This window comes from Nocardia albiluteola (assembly GCF_018860155.1).
Lineage (GTDB): Bacteria > Actinomycetota > Actinomycetes > Mycobacteriales > Mycobacteriaceae > Nocardia > Nocardia albiluteola.
The window spans coordinates 21,582-38,446 of record NZ_JAHKNI010000016.1 but is presented as its reverse complement, the minus strand read 5'-3'; the positions used below and the strand labels follow the sequence as shown (position 1 = coordinate 38,446).

The 16,865-nt window shown below is 68.5% G+C and carries 11 protein-coding genes; 5 read left to right on the top strand and 6 right to left on the bottom strand.

The window, feature by feature from the left end:
• Positions 1 to 22: 22 nt before the first annotated feature.
• Entirely contained in the window at positions 23 to 1,387 is a 1,365-nt protein-coding gene (locus KO481_RS35010; protein ID WP_215922803.1) for an NCS2 family permease, read from the bottom strand.
• 731 nt (positions 1,388 to 2,118) lie between these two features.
• On the opposite strand from KO481_RS35010, the gene KO481_RS35005 reads away from it, so the two are divergent.
• Entirely contained in the window at positions 2,119 to 4,170 is a 2,052-nt protein-coding gene (locus KO481_RS35005) for an AMP-binding protein (protein WP_215922802.1), read from the top strand.
• A gap of 84 nt (positions 4,171 to 4,254) precedes the next feature.
• Here KO481_RS35005 and glgP read toward each other — a convergent pair whose 3' ends face one another.
• Both glgP and KO481_RS34995 read right to left on the bottom strand, forming a co-directional pair.
• The gene (glgP, locus tag KO481_RS35000) at positions 4,255 to 6,828 is read right to left on the bottom strand and encodes an alpha-glucan family phosphorylase (protein WP_215922801.1); all 2,574 of its coding nucleotides are present in this window, start codon (positions 6,826 to 6,828) and stop codon (positions 4,255 to 4,257) included.
• 156 nt (positions 6,829 to 6,984) lie between these two features.
• Positions 6,985 to 7,755: a dienelactone hydrolase family protein gene (locus KO481_RS34995; RefSeq protein ID WP_215922800.1), complete on the bottom strand. Its 771-nt coding sequence runs from the start codon at positions 7,753 to 7,755 to the stop codon at positions 6,985 to 6,987.
• A gap of 162 nt (positions 7,756 to 7,917) precedes the next feature.
• On the opposite strand from KO481_RS34995, the gene KO481_RS34990 reads away from it, so the two are divergent.
• A complete protein-coding gene (locus tag KO481_RS34990; protein WP_215922799.1) occupies positions 7,918 to 9,927 on the top strand; it encodes an alpha-1,4-glucan--maltose-1-phosphate maltosyltransferase in 2,010 nt (669 codons plus the stop codon).
• 142 nt (positions 9,928 to 10,069) lie between these two features.
• Entirely contained in the window at positions 10,070 to 12,268 is a 2,199-nt protein-coding gene (gene glgB / locus KO481_RS34985) for a 1,4-alpha-glucan branching protein GlgB (RefSeq protein ID WP_215922798.1), read from the top strand.
• A 32-nt stretch (positions 12,269 to 12,300) separates the two neighbouring features.
• On the opposite strand, the gene KO481_RS34980 is transcribed toward glgB, so the two are convergent.
• Complete coding sequence (locus KO481_RS34980; protein WP_215922797.1) at positions 12,301 to 13,632, bottom strand: FAD-dependent oxidoreductase; 1,332 nt, start codon at positions 13,630 to 13,632, stop codon at positions 12,301 to 12,303.
• A 146-nt stretch (positions 13,633 to 13,778) separates the two neighbouring features.
• Positions 13,779 to 15,242, bottom strand: a complete 1,464-nt coding sequence (locus tag KO481_RS34975) for an MFS transporter (protein ID WP_215922796.1) — start codon at positions 15,240 to 15,242, stop codon at positions 13,779 to 13,781.
• 91 nt (positions 15,243 to 15,333) lie between these two features.
• On the opposite strand from KO481_RS34975, the gene KO481_RS34970 reads away from it, so the two are divergent.
• Together KO481_RS34970 and KO481_RS34965 are read left to right on the top strand one after the other, a co-directional pair.
• Complete coding sequence (locus KO481_RS34970) at positions 15,334 to 15,837, top strand: MarR family winged helix-turn-helix transcriptional regulator (protein ID WP_245401971.1); 504 nt, start codon at positions 15,334 to 15,336, stop codon at positions 15,835 to 15,837.
• 42 nt (positions 15,838 to 15,879) lie between these two features.
• Positions 15,880 to 16,293: a hypothetical protein gene (locus tag KO481_RS34965; RefSeq protein WP_215922795.1), complete on the top strand. Its 414-nt coding sequence runs from the start codon at positions 15,880 to 15,882 to the stop codon at positions 16,291 to 16,293.
• Here the strand turns inward: KO481_RS34965 and KO481_RS34960 are convergent.
• Positions 16,282 to 16,863, bottom strand: coding sequence for a sigma-70 family RNA polymerase sigma factor (locus tag KO481_RS34960; protein ID WP_245401970.1), 582 nt, complete (start codon positions 16,861 to 16,863; stop codon positions 16,282 to 16,284). The genes KO481_RS34965 and KO481_RS34960 overlap by 12 nt on opposite strands.
• Positions 16,864 to 16,865 lie beyond the last annotated feature (2 nt).

The following is a 16,865-nucleotide window of genomic DNA, read 5'->3' as shown; positions in this document are numbered from 1 at the left end:
GGCGGTTCGACCGGGCGAGAAATTACCTGTTGGCCAGGAAGAAGAAGTAGCCCAGGAAGATCACCGCCAGCACCCACACCACCGGATGCACCTCCCGGCCGCGCCGGCGGGCCACCATTGCCACCGGATAGAACAGCAGCCCCAGCGCGATGCCGTTCGCGATGGAGTAGGTCAGCGGCATCATGATCACGGTGATGAACGCCGGTATGGCGTATTCCAGCTTGCCCCAGTCGATCTGGCCCAGCGAGCGGGCCATCAGCACGCCGACCACGATCAGCGCCGGCGCGGTCACCGACGGCGCGTCCGCGACGACGGCGAAGACCGGGAAGAAGAACATCGCGATCAGGAACCAGCCCGCCGTCGACACCGCCGTCAGGCCGGTGCGGCCCCCGGCGCTGACGCCCGCGGTCGATTCCACGTAGGCGGTCGTGGTGGAGGTACCGATGATCGCCCCGGCGGCGGTGCCGATGGAATCGGACGCGAACGCCTGGGCCGCGCGCGGCAGCCTGCCCTCGGGAGTGAGCAGCCCGGCCTGGTTGGCGATGCCGATCAGGGTGCCCGAGGCGTCGAAGAAGTCGACGAACAGCATGGTGAGCACGACGATCGCCATCTGCCCGGTGAACGCGTGCGGCAGGTTGACGATCGCCTGCCCGAAGGTCTGCTCGAGCCCGTGCGGCAGGGCCACCAGGGAGTGCGGCAGCGGCACCAGCCCGCTGACGATGCCCACGACCGCGGTGACGACGATGCCGTACAGCACCGCGCCGTGCCAGCCGATCACCAGGAAGATCACCGTCGCCAGCAGCCCGAACAGGGCCAGCAGCGTGGTGCCCCTGGTGAAGTCGCCCAGGTGCACGAAGGTGTCCTTGTTCGCCACGACGATGCCGGCGTTCTTCAGTCCGAGGAACGCCACGAACATGCCGATTCCGGACCCGACGGCCAGCTTCATCTGCATGGGAATGGCGTCGACGATCTTCTCGCGGATCTTGGTGACCGCGAGCACGAAGAAGATCACGCCCGACAGCAGCGTGCCCGACAACGCGACCTGCCAGTGGATGCCCATGCCCAGCACCACGGAGTAGGCGAAGAAGGCATTGAGCCCCATCCCCGGCGCCAGCGCGATCGGGTACCGCGCCCACAGGCCCATCACCAGCGTGCCGACGACCGCGGCGACCGCGGTCGCGGTGAACACCGCCTGCATCGGAATGCCCTTGGCGCCGAGGGCGCCGTGATCGCCGAGCACCGACGGATTCACGGCCAGTACATACGACATCGCGAGGAAGGTCACGGTCCCGGCCATGATCTCGCGCTTCTTGGTCGACCCGAGCCTGCTGATTCCGAAGTAGGCGTCGATGCGCCCCTTCCATCCCGACTGGACGTCGATACTCATCTGCTGTTCTCCACCTCGGCCGGAAGGACGTGCCCTGAGCACCGTATATGTCCCGGTTGGGGGCAGCCGCACCCGGTCCCGCGAATGGCAGGCAATCAAGATCAGCACGGCCGACCCCCGAGACCACCTGGGCTTGCAACCCTCGGGCAATCCGCGGCGGGCCCATCCGTCACCTCGCTGACCACCCGGAGGAATACCGAGCCGAATTCTCCAGCCTCGTGAACACCAAGCCTCCCCGCAGCCGAAGTGAAACATTTTCGCTCCGGATTGCGGGCCGATCGCGCTCCCTGTTGTCAACACCACTCGACAATCGCGGGATTCCTCGCCGCATCATTCCCGAGCGGCCAGCTACCCGACCCCGACGGAGGACCGCGCGCCCGCCTACCAATGGGGTAGCCGAATAACTTTCGACAGCCCATCCACATCACCCCGAAGGCTTTGCAGCGCATCGCTTTACGGTGTACCGCCCGGCATTCGCGCCGATACGGCACGGCCCGGACGCGCGGCCGAGCGCCGAGAACCATACGAACGACCCACGCCAACGCCCGCTAACATACGAACCGCGGCCGCGAAGTACGAACGAGCACAGTGGATTCGATGCGCAACCCTCGAGCAATTTAAAGAAGAACTTGCCTCATATTTGCGAGTTCTTGACCGATCTTGTTAGGCCCGTTACAAATACGTTATCCGCCGAACCGAGCTCTCGAACCGGCCGAGCGAGAAGTGCAAGTGTGGTTACCGAAATCGTCGATGCGAGTGCCGATCTCGCGATCGCTCCCCGAGATTTGTGGGATCGTCTGAGCGATCCCCAGACCTATGCCCGGATCCTGCCCGGCATCGGCGCCTGCGATCTACTCGACACCCTCGACGGAACGCCGATGTGGCGCATGCGCATCGGCGGCGAGGACACCGAGATCCGCGTCCTGGACATCCAGGTGATCGTGCGCCCCGAGGCCGACACCATCGAACTGCGGTGCGCGCAGACGCGCAGTTTCGCAGGGATCCGGGTGCACGGCGGGACCGACCACACGCGCGTCGCCATCACCTGCGTGGCCCCGGACCGGGTGCATCCGCTCGTGCCCGATCTCTCGAACTCCATGGTGACCGACTGGATCCACGCCGGGCTGCACCGCCTGGTCGACCTCGCGCACGGTGCGGAAACGTCGGTGGTGACCAACGGCGAGGAGTCGTCGGTGCGCACGCAGGCCGACGTCGCACGGCGCGTCATGTCCACCGGCCTGCTGCGCAGCCTGCGGCCGGATCGGATGGTCAAGCAGGTCGGCGGCCTGATCACCTTCGGATTCACCCTCGCGGGCGGATACGCCGCCGGGAACGGACACTCCCCACGTCGCCCGGCCATCATCGACAGCCGGGGCTCGAGCACGTACGGCGAGGTCCATTCCCGCACCCAGGCGCTGGCCAGCGCCCTGGCCGAGCTCGGTATCGGCGAAGGCGACACGGTCGGCGTACTGGCTCGCAACCACACCGAGATGATCGAGATAACTACCGCCGCAGGAAAGCTCGGCGCCGACTGCATCCTGCTCACCACCGGCCTGTCCGCCGAGCGGATCACCCGCATCGCCGAGATGCACCGCATGGCAGCGGTATTCGCCGATCCGGAGCTGCGGGGCCGGATCGCGCACCTCCCGCCCGAGGTGCACCGCTTCACCACCGTCGAGAATCGCGACCGCCGGGACGAAACCAGTGTGGAGGACCTGATCGCCTCGGCGAGCGGCAGATTCGACAAGCCGGAGCACCCCGGACGACTCATCGTCCTCACCTCGGGCACCACCGGCCCGTCGAAGGTCACCGTGCGCCCGCATCCCACCGGATTCTCGGCGATCGCGGCGCTGCTCTCGCGCCTGCCGTTCGAGATGCAGGAGACCATGCTGATCCCGGCGCCGCTGTCGCATTCCTGGGGCCTGGGGGCACTGCACCTGAGCCTGTCGACCCGATCGACGGTGGTGCTGCTCGAACGCTTCGACGCACAGGAGTGCCTGCGGCTGATCGCCGAGCACCGGGTCCGCACGCTGATCGCCCTGCCGATCATGCTGCAGCGCATCCTCGACCTGCCCGACTCGGTGCGCGAGCGTTATGACACCTCGAGCATGGAGGCGGTAATCTGCGGCGGCGCCACCCTGCCGTCCGCGACGGTGCTGCATTTCACCGAGGTCTTCGGCGAAATCCTCTACAACCTCTACGGATCCACCGAGGCCTCGTGGATCACTATCGCCGAACCGTCCGATCTGCGCATTTCGCCGGCCACCGTCGGGCGGCCGCCGCTGGGCGCGAAAATAGCCGTGCTGGGCGATGATGCACGTCCCGTGCCCGTTGGGGCGACCGGCCGGATCTTTGTCGGTCACAACATGTTGTTCGACGGCTATACCGATGACCCGCCGCCCGACGAGGTGGACGGCATGATGGACACCGGCGATCTGGGGTACCTCGACGCCGCCGGGCGGCTGTTCATCGCGGGCCGCAGCCAGGAACGGGTCGTCTCCGACGGCGAGACCGTCTTCCCGCGCCCCGTCGAGGAGGCGCTGGCCGCGCTGCCACAGGTCGGCGAGGTCGCGGTGGTCGGCGTCCCGGACCGCGACCTCGGCCAGCGGCTGGCCGCATTTCTGGTGACACACGAGGGATTCGGCATGGACCCCGACATGATCCGCGTCTACATCCGCCAGCGGCTGGGCCGTCTGGCCGTCCCCCGCGACATCATCTTCCTCGACGCCCTGCCCCGCAATGCGGCGGGCAACGTGCTCAAGCGAGCCCTGGTGCGGGCGTAGGGGATCCCGTCGTTCCGGCACGCCTTCAGCCGGGATCTCCTGCGTCCCTGGAGTTCTGGCCGATGGCGTGCCGCAGGGGGCCGGTCAGGGGCTGGGCGTGGCAACCAGGCCGAGTTCGGCATCACACGACAACAGGGGGTGATGCGGGAGGACACGGACCGTGTAGCCGACCGCGCCCGACAGCGGAACCGGGGTGTGCACGGTGTACAGCTCACTGCCCGAATCGTTTCCGGCGTGGGACATCTCGATGGTGGTGACCTCGCTCAGGTCGTCGTCCGGGGAGACGCGGCCCAGCACGGCCTGCACCACCACGTCGCCCGGGGCCAGGCCGCCCAGGTCGATGCGGGCGCGCAGGGTCAGCTCGTTCCCGATGACGGGGGTACCGGCCAGCCCGGCGCTGTCCACCTGAGTGACCTTCACCTGCGGCCATGACGATTCGACGCGGCGGCGGTACTCCGCCAGCTTCCGTGCGCCCGCGAAATCGTCCTGTGCCACAGCGGAATACGCCGCGGAGGCCGGCATGTAGTAGTCGACCGTGTAGTCGCGGACCATCCGGGAGGCCAGGACCTTCGGACCGAGGGTCTGCAGCGTGTGGCGGACCATTTCCATCCAGCGCACCGGCATGTCGTCGTGATCGCGCTCGTAGAAGCGCGGCAGCACGGCGCGTTCGAGCGTCTCGTACAGGGCCGCGGCCTCCAGATCGTCGCGGCGGTGTTCGTCGCGCACGCCGTCAGCGGTGGGTATCGCCCAGCCGTTCTCGCCGTCGTACATCTCGTCCCACCAGCCGTCGCGGATGGACAGGTTGAGCCCGCCGTTCAGCGCGGCCTTCATCCCGGAGGTGCCGCACGCCTCCAGCGGGCGCAGCGGATTGTTCAGCCACACATCGCATCCCCAATACAGGTAGCGCGCCATCGACATGTCGTAGTCCGGCAGGAAGACGATGCGATGCCGCACGCCGGCCTCGTCGGCGAAGCGCACCACCTGCTGGATCAGGCCCTTGCCGCCGTCGTCGGCCGGATGGCTCTTGCCCGCCACAACCAGCTGTAGCGGTCGCTCGGGATCGGTCAGCAGGGCCCGCAGCCGATCCGGATCGCGCAGGATGAGGGTGAGCCGCTTGTAGGTCGGCACCCGGCGCGCGAAACCGATGGTCAGCACGTGCGGATCGAAGGCCTCGTCCACCCAGCCCAACTCGGCAGGCGCCGCACCGCGCTCGAGCCACGACGCGCGCAGCCGCCGCCGCACCTCCTCGACGAGAATGCCGCGCAACGCATTCCGGGTGGACCACAACTCGCGCAGGTCGACATCGCGCAGCCGCTCCCAGCCGCGTGCCTCCTCCACCAGCTCGGGCCCGACGAATTCGCGGGCCTTGTCGATCCATTCGCGCGCGGCCCAGCTCGGCGCGTGCACGCCGTTGGTGACCGAGCCGATCGGCACCTCGGCGGCGTCGAATCCGGGCCACAGCGGGGCGAACATGGCCCGGCTGACCTCGCCGTGCAGCTGCGATACGCCGTTGGCGCGCTGGGCCAGGCGCATGCCGAGGTGGGCCATGTTGAATACCGACGGATCGGCCTCGCGGCCCAGCGCCACGATCCGGTCCACCGAAACGCCCGGCAGCAGCGGGGATTCGCGCTCGCCGTGGGCGCCACCGAAGTACCGGCGCACCAGCGCCCCGGCGAACCGGTCGATCCCGGCGGGCACGGGCGTGTGCGTGGTGAACACCGTCCCGGCCCGCACCGCGGCTAGCGCGGCATCGAAATCCATTCCGGCGGCCATGAATTCGCGGATCCGCTCGATACCGAGGAATCCGGCGTGCCCCTCGTTCATGTGGAACACGTCCGGATCGGGCAGGCCGTGTGCCCGGGTGAAGGCGCGCACCGCCCGCACCCCGCCGATCCCGGCCAGGATCTCCTGCTTGATCCGATGGTCCTGATCGCCGCCGTACAGCCGGTCGGTGACCAACCGCAGCTCCGGATCGTTGTCGGCGATATCGGAATCCAGCAGCAGCAGCGGAATCCGGCCCACCTGGGCGATCCACACCCGCGCCCGCAGCACCCGGCCCTCGGGCATCGGCACGTGCACCAGCACGGGGTCCGTGTCGCCCTCACTGGTGAGCAGCCGCAGCGGCAGCCCCTGCGGATCGAGGTCCGGGTAGTGCTCGCGCTGCCAGCCGTCGGCGGTCAGGGACTGCCGGAAATACCCTGAGCGGTACAGTAATCCCACGCCGATGAGCGGAAGCCCCATGTCGGAGGCCGACTTCAGGTGGTCACCGGCCAGAATCCCCAGTCCGCCCGAATAATTCGGCAGCACCTCGGTGACACCGAACTCCATCGAGAAGTAGGCGATGCAGCGCGGGCCGCCCTCCTGCCTGCCGAACCACCGCGGCCGGGTGAGATAGTCGCGCAGATCGGCGGCGGCCGCCTCGACCGCCCGCAGGTACGCCTCGTCGGCCGCGAGCTCGTCCAGCCGCGCCGCAGGCACCTCCCCCAGCATCCGCACCGGGTCGCGTCCCAGCTCCGCCCACAGCTGCCGGTCCAGTTCGGCGAACAGATCCTGTGTCGGCGCATGCCAGGACCAGCGCAGGTTCGTGGCGAGCTCGCCGAGGGCGGCCAGCGGCCCGGGCAGATGGGCACGGACGGTGAAACGACGCAATGCCTTCATCGGCAGAACCTTACACGGAACAGGTGTCGGGCACGGGTGCATGCCCGTCACCCCGATAGGGCACCTGACCAGCGGAATCCCGCCGGGAGCCGACCGAAACAGCGGTCGGGAGGCGAATCGGTCGTCGCGTACGCCGCGGCGACCGATTCGCGGCGGTCAGCCCTTCGGCTGCCCGATGGTGCGGTCGAGCAGAGCGAACAGCTCGCGGTAGTGCCGCTCCGCGGCCTCCTCGTTGTAGACCGAGGTGTCGATCTGTGTGTAGCCGTGGGCGGCGCCCTCGTAGACCTCGGTCTTGTGACGAATACCGGCGGCGGCCAGGGCCTTGTCGAACTCCTCGATGTGCTCGGGGGTCATTCCCTGGTCGTTGTCGGCGAACGCGAAATACAGCTCCGCGGTGACGGATTCGAGCGCCAGGTGCGGGCTGTCCGGCCCGTCGAGGACCAGGTGTCCAGTGTGGAAGCCGGCGCCGGCCCCGATCCGATCGGGATGCGCGGCGGCGGTCTGCACCACCAGGCGCCCGCCCATGCAGTACCCCGTCGCGCCGACCGGCCCCGCGGCGATCTTGTCCGAGGCCGCCATCCAGTCCAGATACGCACCCGAGTCGGACTTCACCACGTCCGGGGTGAGCGACATGATCAGGGGCATCAGCTGCCCGAAGACCTCCGGCCGGGCCTCCAAGTCGATAAATTCCGGCAGGTCCAGGACCGGGGCGCGGCCCGCCCGGTAGAACAGGTTCGGAATCAGCACGCTGTAGCCGTGCGCGGCGATGCGGTCGCCGAGGTCGCGCAGGGCGGGCCGCAGGCCGAAGGCGTCCTGGAACACCAGCACGCCCGGATGCGCGGCGCCGTCGTCGGGGTAGGCCAGGTAGGCGTCGGCGACCCCATCGGGTGTCGGAATATCAACCGTCGTGCCGTGCACTGCTGTCATAGTGGATCCTCTCCGGTCGTCGTCACAGTCGGTCGTCCCCAGCGAAGTAGAGGAGACCGTTCCGCTTCGGTCTTACCGCCCCGCGCCGATTCCTGCCACCCGGCAGCGATCAATCAACGCCGTCGTCATGATCATCGCCGAAATACCGGTACGGTTGGTGCCGTGACGGGTCGCATCGCCATCGACGACACCGCCCCTGCCATCGGACTCGGGCGCTACCCTGCCAAAGCCGTGGTCGGTGAGGTCTTCCCGGTCCGGACCGTGGTGTGGCGCGAAGGGCACGACGCCGTCGCCGCGACCCTCGCGGTGCGCGCCCCGGGCGGCTCGCGCACGCAGTGGATCCGGATGTCGCCGGAGTACGAGCCGGACGTGTTCAACGCCGTCTTCACCCCCTCTTCTCCCGGCCTGTGGACCTACCGCGTCGAGGGCTGGAGCGATCCGATCGCGAGCTGGCGCGCGGCGGTCGAGGCGAAGCTGGCGGTGGGCCAGAGCGCCGCCGACCTGGCCAACGATCTCGAGCTCGGCGCGCAGCTGTTCGACCGTGCGGCACAGGCGGTGCCGAAGGCCCAGTGGGAGCGGCTGCGCGCGGCGGCGGCCGCGCTGCGCGACACCGAGGCGCAGCTGCCCGCCCGGGTAGCGCCCGCGTTCGGCGCCGAGGTCGGCGAGATCCTGCGCGAGACCCCGCTGCGCGAACTGCTCACCCGCGGACCGCAATTCAGCGTGCTCGTCGAGCGTCACCGGGCCCTGTGCGGCTCCTGGTACGAGTTCTTTCCCCGCTCGACCGGCGGCTGGGATGCCGAGGGCGTGCCGGTGCACGGCACCTTCGCCACCGCCGCCAAGGAGCTGCAGCGCATCGCCGCGATGGGGTTCGACGTGGTGTACCTGCCGCCTATCCATCCGATCGGGCGGATAAATCGCAAGGGCCGCAACAACTCCCTGACCGCCGAGGCCGACGACGTGGGTTCCCCGTGGGCCATCGGCTCGGCCGACGGCGGCCACGACGCGGTCCACCAGCAGCTGGGCACCCTCGACGACTTCGCCGAATTCGTCAGCACCGCACGGCGACTCGGCCTCGAGGTGGCCCTGGATCTGGCGCTGCAGTGCGCACCGGACCACCCGTGGGTGAGCGAACATCCCGAATGGTTCACCACGCTGCCCGACGGCACCATCGCCTTCGCCGAGAATCCGCCGAAGAAGTACCAGGACATCTACCCGGTCAACTTCGACAACGATCCCGACGGGCTCTATGCCGAGGTGCTGCGGGTGGTCCGGCACTGGATCGCGCTGGGAGTCACCATCTTCCGCGTCGACAATCCGCACACCAAGCCCGCCGATTTCTGGGAGTGGCTGATCGCGCAGGTGCGCCGCACCGATCCCGAGGTGATCTTCCTGTCCGAGGCCTTCACCCGCCCGGCCCGGATGTACGGGCTGGCCCGGCGCGGCTTCACCCAGTCCTACACGTATTTCACCTGGCGCACGGGCAGATACGAGCTCGAGCAGTTCGCGCTGGAGCTGGCCGCCAAGGCTGACGAGGCGCGCCCGAATCTGTTCGTGAACACCCCCGACATCCTGCACGAGAGCCTGCAGCACGGCGGCCCGGGCATGTTCGCGATCCGCGCCACGCTGGCCGCGACGATGGGGCCGAGCTGGGGCGTGTACTCGGGCTTCGAGTTGTTCGAGCACCGGGCGGCCCGGGCGGGCAGCGAGGAGTACCTGGACTCGGAGAAGTACGAGCTGCGCCCGCGCCGCTTCAGCGAGGCCGCCGCGCGCGGAGAATCGCTCGAGCCCTGGCTGACCCGGCTCAACGAGATCCGCCGCGCCCATCCGGCGCTGCAGCAACTGCGCTGCCTGGCAGTGCATCACGTCGACAACGATGCCCTGCTGGCCTATTCGAAGGTGGACCCCGCGACCGGCGATGCGGTGCTGATCGTGGTGAACCTCGACCCGTTCGGGCCCGAGGACGGGATGATCTCGCTCGACATGCCGGCGATCGGGCGCGAATGGCACGATCATCCGGTGGTGTACGACGAGGTCAGCGGCGAGGAATACCACTGGGGCCAAACCAATTACGTGCGCCTGGATCCGGTGCACGCGGTCGCCCATATCCTGAGCCTCCCTCCAGTGTCCGCCGCCGCGCGCACAGAACTCGCCTACCGCAGGACATTCCGGTGAGCCGCCCGCCGGACACTCCCCCGTTCCGGCGCGTACCTCCGGCATTCCGACAGGCTTTCGGGCCGAGTCGTGCGGTGAAATCCTGGCGGGTGATGAACCCTCCGTCGTCCAGTCGCGCCATCGACGACGTAGGCCTCGACTCATGAACCGGCGGGATCTCATGCTCCTGGCGGCCGGCACCCACCCCGACCCCCACTCGGTGCTCGGCGCGCACCCGCATCCCGACGGCACCGTCATCAGAGCCCTTCGCCCGCATGCGGATTCGGTGTCCGCGCGGATCGGCGGGGAGGATCACCTGCTGAAGCACGTCGATCACGGCATCTTCGAGGGCGTGGCGCCGTTCACGGAACTGTGGGACTACCGGCTGCTCGTCTCGTATCCGGGCGGACGCTCGGTGCTCGACGCCGACGGCTATCGCTTCCTGCCGACCATCGGCGAGCTCGATCTGCATCTGATCGGCGAGGGCAGGCACGAGCGGCTCTGGGAGGTGCTGGGCGCGCATCCCCGCACCTACACCACGCTCGACGGCGAGGTCGAGGGCACCTCGTTCGCGGTGTGGGCGCCCAATGCCCGCGGCATCAGCGTGATCGGTGAGTTCGACGGCTGGAGTGGACGTTCCGCGCCCATGCGGCGATTGGGCGGTTCGGGTGTGTGGGAGCTGTTCGTCCCGGGCGTGGGACCGGGCACGATGTACAAGTTCCGGGTGCACGGCAGGGACGGCCGCATCACCGACCACGCAGATCCGCTCGCCTTCGCGACCGAAAAGCCGCCCGCCACCGCGTCGGTGATCTCCGAGAGCACCCATCGGTGGCAGGACGAGAGGTGGATCTCCGCGCGCGAGCGGGCCGATCCGACCCGCGCCCCCATGAGCATCTACGAGGTGCACCTGGGTTCCTGGCGCCCCGGCCTCGGCTACCGCGAGGCGGGCGAACAACTCGCGCAATACGTTCGGGCCCAGGGCTATACGCATGTCGAGCTGCTGCCCATCGCCGAACATCCCTTCGGCGGGTCGTGGGGCTATCAGGTGACCTCGTACTACGCGCCGACCTCGCGCTTCGGCACGCCGGACGATTTCCGCGCCTTCGTCGACACCCTGCACGCCGCGGGCATCGGGGTTCTACTGGACTGGGTGCCCGCCCATTTCCCGCGCGACGAATGGGCCCTGGCCCGGTTCGACGGCACCGCCCTCTACGAACATCCCGACCCCCGCCGCGGCGAGCAATTGGACTGGGGCACCTACGTTTTCGACTTCGGCCGCAACGAGGTCCGCAACTTCCTGGTCGCCAACGCGCTGTTCTGGATCGAGGAATTCCACATCGACGGCCTGCGGGTGGACGCGGTCGCCTCGATGCTGTACCTGGACTATTCGCGACCGCACGGCGGGTGGGAGCCCAATATTCATGGCGGACGGGAGAATCTGGAGGCCGAGCAGTTCCTGCAGGAGATGAACGCGACCGTGCACAAGCTGCATCCGGGCGTGGTCACGATCGCCGAGGAGTCCACCGCCTGGCCGGGCGTCACCCGGCCCACCGACGTCGGCGGCCTCGGCTTCACCATGAAGTGGAACATGGGCTGGATGCACGACACCCTCGGCTATCTCGGCCACGATCAGGTGCACCGCAGCTGGCATCACAACGAGATGACCTTCTCCACCGTCTACGCCTGGAGCGAGAACTACGTGCTGCCGATCAGCCACGACGAGGTCGTGCACGGCAAGGGCACGCTGTGGACCCGCATGCCGGGCGACGACTTCGCCCGGGCCGGCGGGGTGCGGGCGTTGCTGGCGTACATGTGGTCGCACCCCGGCAAACAGTTGCTGTTCATGGGCCAGGACTTCGGCCAGTTCCGCGAATGGTCACACGACCGCGGGCTGGACTGGCACGAACTGGACAATCCGCTGCACGCCGGCATCGCGCGCCTGGTCGCGGACCTCAATGCCGCCTACCGCGCGCACCCGGCGCTGTGGAGCCAGGACACCTCCCCCGGCGGCTACGCCTGGATCGAGGCGAACGACCGGGACAACAACGTCCTGGCCTTCCTGCGCTACGGCTCGAGTTCACCCACCCCGCCGGCTCCGCAAGCTCACCATCCCCGGAATGACAGCTCCCCCGTCGCCTGCGTCTACAACTTCTCCGGTTCCGAACACCGCGACTACCGCCTCGGCCTGCCCACCCCCGGCCACTGGCGAGAAATCCTCAATTCCGACGCAACCCCCTACGGCGGCGGCGGAATCGGCAACCTCGGAGGCGTGGACACCACACAAACCCCCTGGCACGGCCACCCGCACTCGGCCCCGATCACCCTGCCCCCCAACACCGCCGTCTGGCTCACGCCCGACTAACCGCCCAGCCCAATATCCACGTCCCGTGGGGGTCAGGCGGCATCCTCCGCGCCGCGGTAGGTGTAGAGGTCCTCGAGGAACTTGCGGCGCAGCGCCGGGATCTTGGCGGTGAGGCTGAAGAAGGTGCGGGCGGCGAACAGCGCTAGGCGGCCGGTGTAGGGCTGGTAGAGGGGGTCGTCGCCGCTGGTGCCGTTGTTGTCCAGGGAGTCGGCGACGCGGGCGAAACCGTAGGGAAGCATGTCGGCCTCATAGTCGGCGATGGCGGTCAGCAGCGACTTTTCGCCGTTGGCGGCGGCGACCAGTTCGCGGCACAGCAGGGCGGCGTCACGCAGCGCGGTGTTGGCGCCCACGCCCTGGCCGGGGGTCATGGTGTGGATGGCGTCGCCGAGCAGGGTGATGTTGGTGGTCTTCCAGGGCTCCACCGGCACCGAGGTCGAGATCTGCAGGGGGAAGGCGGCTTCCGGGTCGGAGAGCTCGAAGATGCGACGCAGGTCGGGGTGCCAGTTGCGGGTCACCTCCAGGGCGGTGGCGATGAGTTCCGTGCCGCGCTGGTCGACGGTGCCCGCCGGGAAGTGGTCGTGAGAGCTCCACACCGAGAGGTTGACGTAGTCGCGGGCGTTGTCGAACTGCAGGCCGTTCCAGCTCTCCAGCAGGGCGGCGTCGGCCGGATTCTTGGGGTTGCCCTCGGCGTCCCACTTGAACTCCATGACGTGCAGCATGCCGATCAGGCCCTTGGTGGCGAAGACGAGGTTGATGCCGTTGCGCATCTCCTCGGTGAGCAGCGCGCGGACCTCCGGGGTGAGCGCGGTCTTGGTCGCGATGGAGGTGATGCCGGCGTCCTTGATCTCCGCGTGTGGCAGGAACTGCCGGCGCACGGCCGAGCGGGTGCCGTCGGCGGCGATCAGGACATCGCCGGTGTCGCTGGTGCCGTCGCTGAAATGCGCGGTGACGGTGCCGTTCTCGTGCTGCTCGTAGTGGGTGAACTCCTTGCCGAAGCGCACCACGTCATCCATGCCGGTGAACAACACCTGCCGCAGGGTGGACCGCGAGACCGAGCGCTCGCTGTTGATCTCGTCGCTGTCGTCGCGCAGCGGAATGCTCGCGGTGGCGTGCTTGGACTGGGTAAGCACGTTGAAATACCGCGGTCCCCGGGCACAGGTGGCGACGAAGGTGTCGAACAGGTCGGCGGGCAGGCACTCCTGCAATGCCCGGTTGCCGGTGGGGTCGATGCCAACCCGGTAGCCGTAGAGGCCGTCGCGGCGGGAGCCGTAGCGCTCGTAGACGACGACCTCGACACCCGCTCGCTTCAGCCCGTGCGCCAGGCACATCCCTCCGGTACCGCCGCCGATGATCATGACCCGCATGTGAACCACTTCCCTTGAATTTCGTTCTTCTTGCTTATCGAGCAAATGTAGCTTGCCATTCAAGATACTTGATTGTCAAGTCTATTTTCAGGGATGTGCCCCCACCGCCGCGGAACCTGGTCCGGGTTGTGGTGGACCCCCGAGTGTCAGCCAATGTGGTTGGTCTGGGCGTGGTGGGCGATCGCCGTGCGTGGTATGGCAAGGCACAGCAGTGCGCAAGCCGCGCACGCCGCCACCGGCCACTGCCCGGCGCGGCCTATCGCTTCCCCGTAGCCGGTGGCGACGTGGGCGAAGAACGTGTTACCGATGGCCGCCACGCCGAGCGCGCCACCAAATTGCTGGGCTGTGGTGAAGACCCCCGACGCCGCTCCTGCCAGGTCCGCCGGCACGGCGGTGAGCACGATGTTGGCCAGCGGGATCACCATGAGCCCCAGGCCGGCGCCGGCGACCAGCAATCCCGGCACCAGCGGCCAGGTCGCCGCATGCTGGTGTGCGTGGCGGGCGGCGTGCACCATCCAGGAGAACCCGCCGGCCAGGATCAGCCCGCCGGCCGCCAATGCGCCGCGGCCAAACCTCGCGACCAACCGGTCGACCATCGGGGCGGTGAGGAAGGTGCCGCCGCTGAACGCCACCATCACCAGCCCCGCCCGGGCCGGCGAAAAGCCCTGCCCGGCCTGCAGCCAGACGGTGAGAATCAGCATGAAGCCCGACATCGCGCCGTAGAACAGCATCTGCACGACCAGCCCGGCGACGAACGCACCGGAAGTGAACAGCCCGGTGGGCAGTATCGGCCGCCGCGCGCCGAGCGCCCGCTGCCCCGCCATCAACCCCGCCAGGCTCGCCACGCCCGCGCCGAGGCACAGCCACCCCCACAGTGGCCACCCGGCGGACCGACCCTGTACCAGCGGCAACGCGATCGCCACCAGCGACAGCGCCAGCACCCCGGCGCCGACGACGCCGACGACGCCGACCCGGCCGGTCGCGCGGTCGTGAGATGCGGGAATCCACAGTGCGCCGAGCATGATTACCGCGGCGGCCAGCGGGACGTTCACCGCGAAGATCGTCCGCCAGCCCCATCCGAACAGGTTCCAGTCCGTCAACACCCCGCCCAGCACCACTCCGGCGGCCACGGCGATCCCGGCGATCGAGCCGTAGATCGCGAACACCTTGCCCCGCTCCGCGCCGGTGAACCAGATCCTGAACGAGCCGAGCACCTGCGGCATGATTACCGCGGCGGCCACGCCCTGCACCGCCCGCGCCGCGATCAGCTGCTCCGGCTGGGCCGCCACCGCACTGGCCAGGCTCGCGGCCGCGAACCCGGCCACACCCGCCAGGAACAGGCTCTTGCGTCCGAACCGGTCGCCCAGATGCCCAGCGACGATCAGCGTGGCCGCGAAACCCAGTAGGTATGCCGACACGGTCCACTGCAGCTCAGGGGGCGTCGCGCCGAGGCCGCGCCCGATCGACGGCAGCGCGGTATTGACGATCGATCCGTCGATCATGTCCAGCAGAGCCGCCAGGATCATCACGATCGCGGCAGGCCAACGCCCAGACCGGGGTGACGGCGCGGCGGCCGGCGCCACCCCGGTCGCATGCAAGGGGTGGGACATGGAGACTCCTCGGTTCGCTGGACTATGATGAATCTCGAACATCATGTTTCTTGATTATCGAGCGACAATAGGATTCAAGGAGATAACTCGAATGTCAAGCACAATGGGGGAAGTGCTCGCCGAGCTGGGCCGGGCAGTCCAGGCATACCAGGCCGCGGTCGACGACTTCGATCGCGAGACCGCCCGCCTGCTGGGCGTCAACGACACCGACCTGCGCTGCCTGGAACAGCTGCTCGCAGCCGGTGCGCTCACCCCGCGCGAACTCAGCGACCAGCTCAACCTGACCACCGGCAGCGTCACCGTCATGCTCGACCGGCTGGCGAAACTGGACCTGCTCACCCGGGCGCCGCACCCGGTCGACCGGCGCAAGGTGGTCGTCCGCCTCACCGACAACGGCGCACAACGCTGCCTCGACCTCGTCGGCCCGCTGATCATCGACGGGGAGCGCGAGCTGGCCGCCAAATACGACACCGCACAGCTGCGGCTGGTCACCGACTTCCTACATACCAACACCACAATTCAGCAGCGCCACATCGACCGCCTCCGTGACCGGCCCGCCCCATCGTCAGCCCGCCGCCGCACCGACGCACGCTGACCACTCCGGAGCATGCGGAAACAGCCCCGGAGCAGCCCGTTCATGCTGCCACTCAGTGCCGGGGTCGAGACGACAGCGGCCAGCTACGGCAACCTCGGAGGCGTGGACACCACGCAAACCCCCTGGCACGGCCACCCGCACTCGGCCCCGATCACCCTGCCCCCCAACACCGCCGTCTGGCTCGCGGCTCCTCCGCCTCCCCGCGACTTCAGCGTCGTCGCCTGGGCCCGCGTAGCCGACCATGACCGCCTCCCCCAGCACCCGGCTCTCGGTGTCACCCGCGACGACTGGCGGCGCAAGTGGGAGCTGATGCGCGCGGGCTGCCCCGACATGCAGATAACCACCGAGCACCGCGTCGAGAACAGCGAGTGGGTGGCCAATGACGCTGCCGAGCGAGACGGCCACCATCTTCCAGGTGAAGGGGGCGCCGCCGACCTGCGACTGTCACACCGATAAGTCTTCCCGGCTCGCAGGCGATTCAGTAATGACGCCTTGGGCGGTGCAGGCATCCCGGAATGCTCGTAGTGCGTAGTGCAGGCGTGATTTGACGGTGCCGGGTGGGATGGCGAGTTCGGTCGCGATGTCTTGGGTGGTCGCGCGGCGGTAGTAGGCGTGGAGGATGACTTCGCGGTGCTGGTGGCTGAGTGTGGCCAAGGCGCGGTGGACGACCCAGGTGTCGGCGAAGTGTGCGCAGGGGTCGTCGGAGTGGCGGTCGAGAGCTGCGTTGTTGTCGGTAGGGTACTCGCGGCGACGTCGGGCACATCGGAGTTCGTCATAGGCCAGGTGACGGGCGACGGTGAACAGCCATGCGCGCAGCGCGAGGTCGGGTTCGTCGAGCAGGTGTGGATGTTTCCACAGTCGGATCAGGGTCTCCTGCACGATGTCGTCGGCGCGGCCCTTATCGCGGACGAGCCGATGGGCGAGGCGATGCAACGACTGCCGGTACTGTTGGTCGACCTCACCCAGGCGCTGCGATCGACGGCACCGATGCAGGTGCGCAGCGTCAGTCATGTCCGTCGCCGGCATGG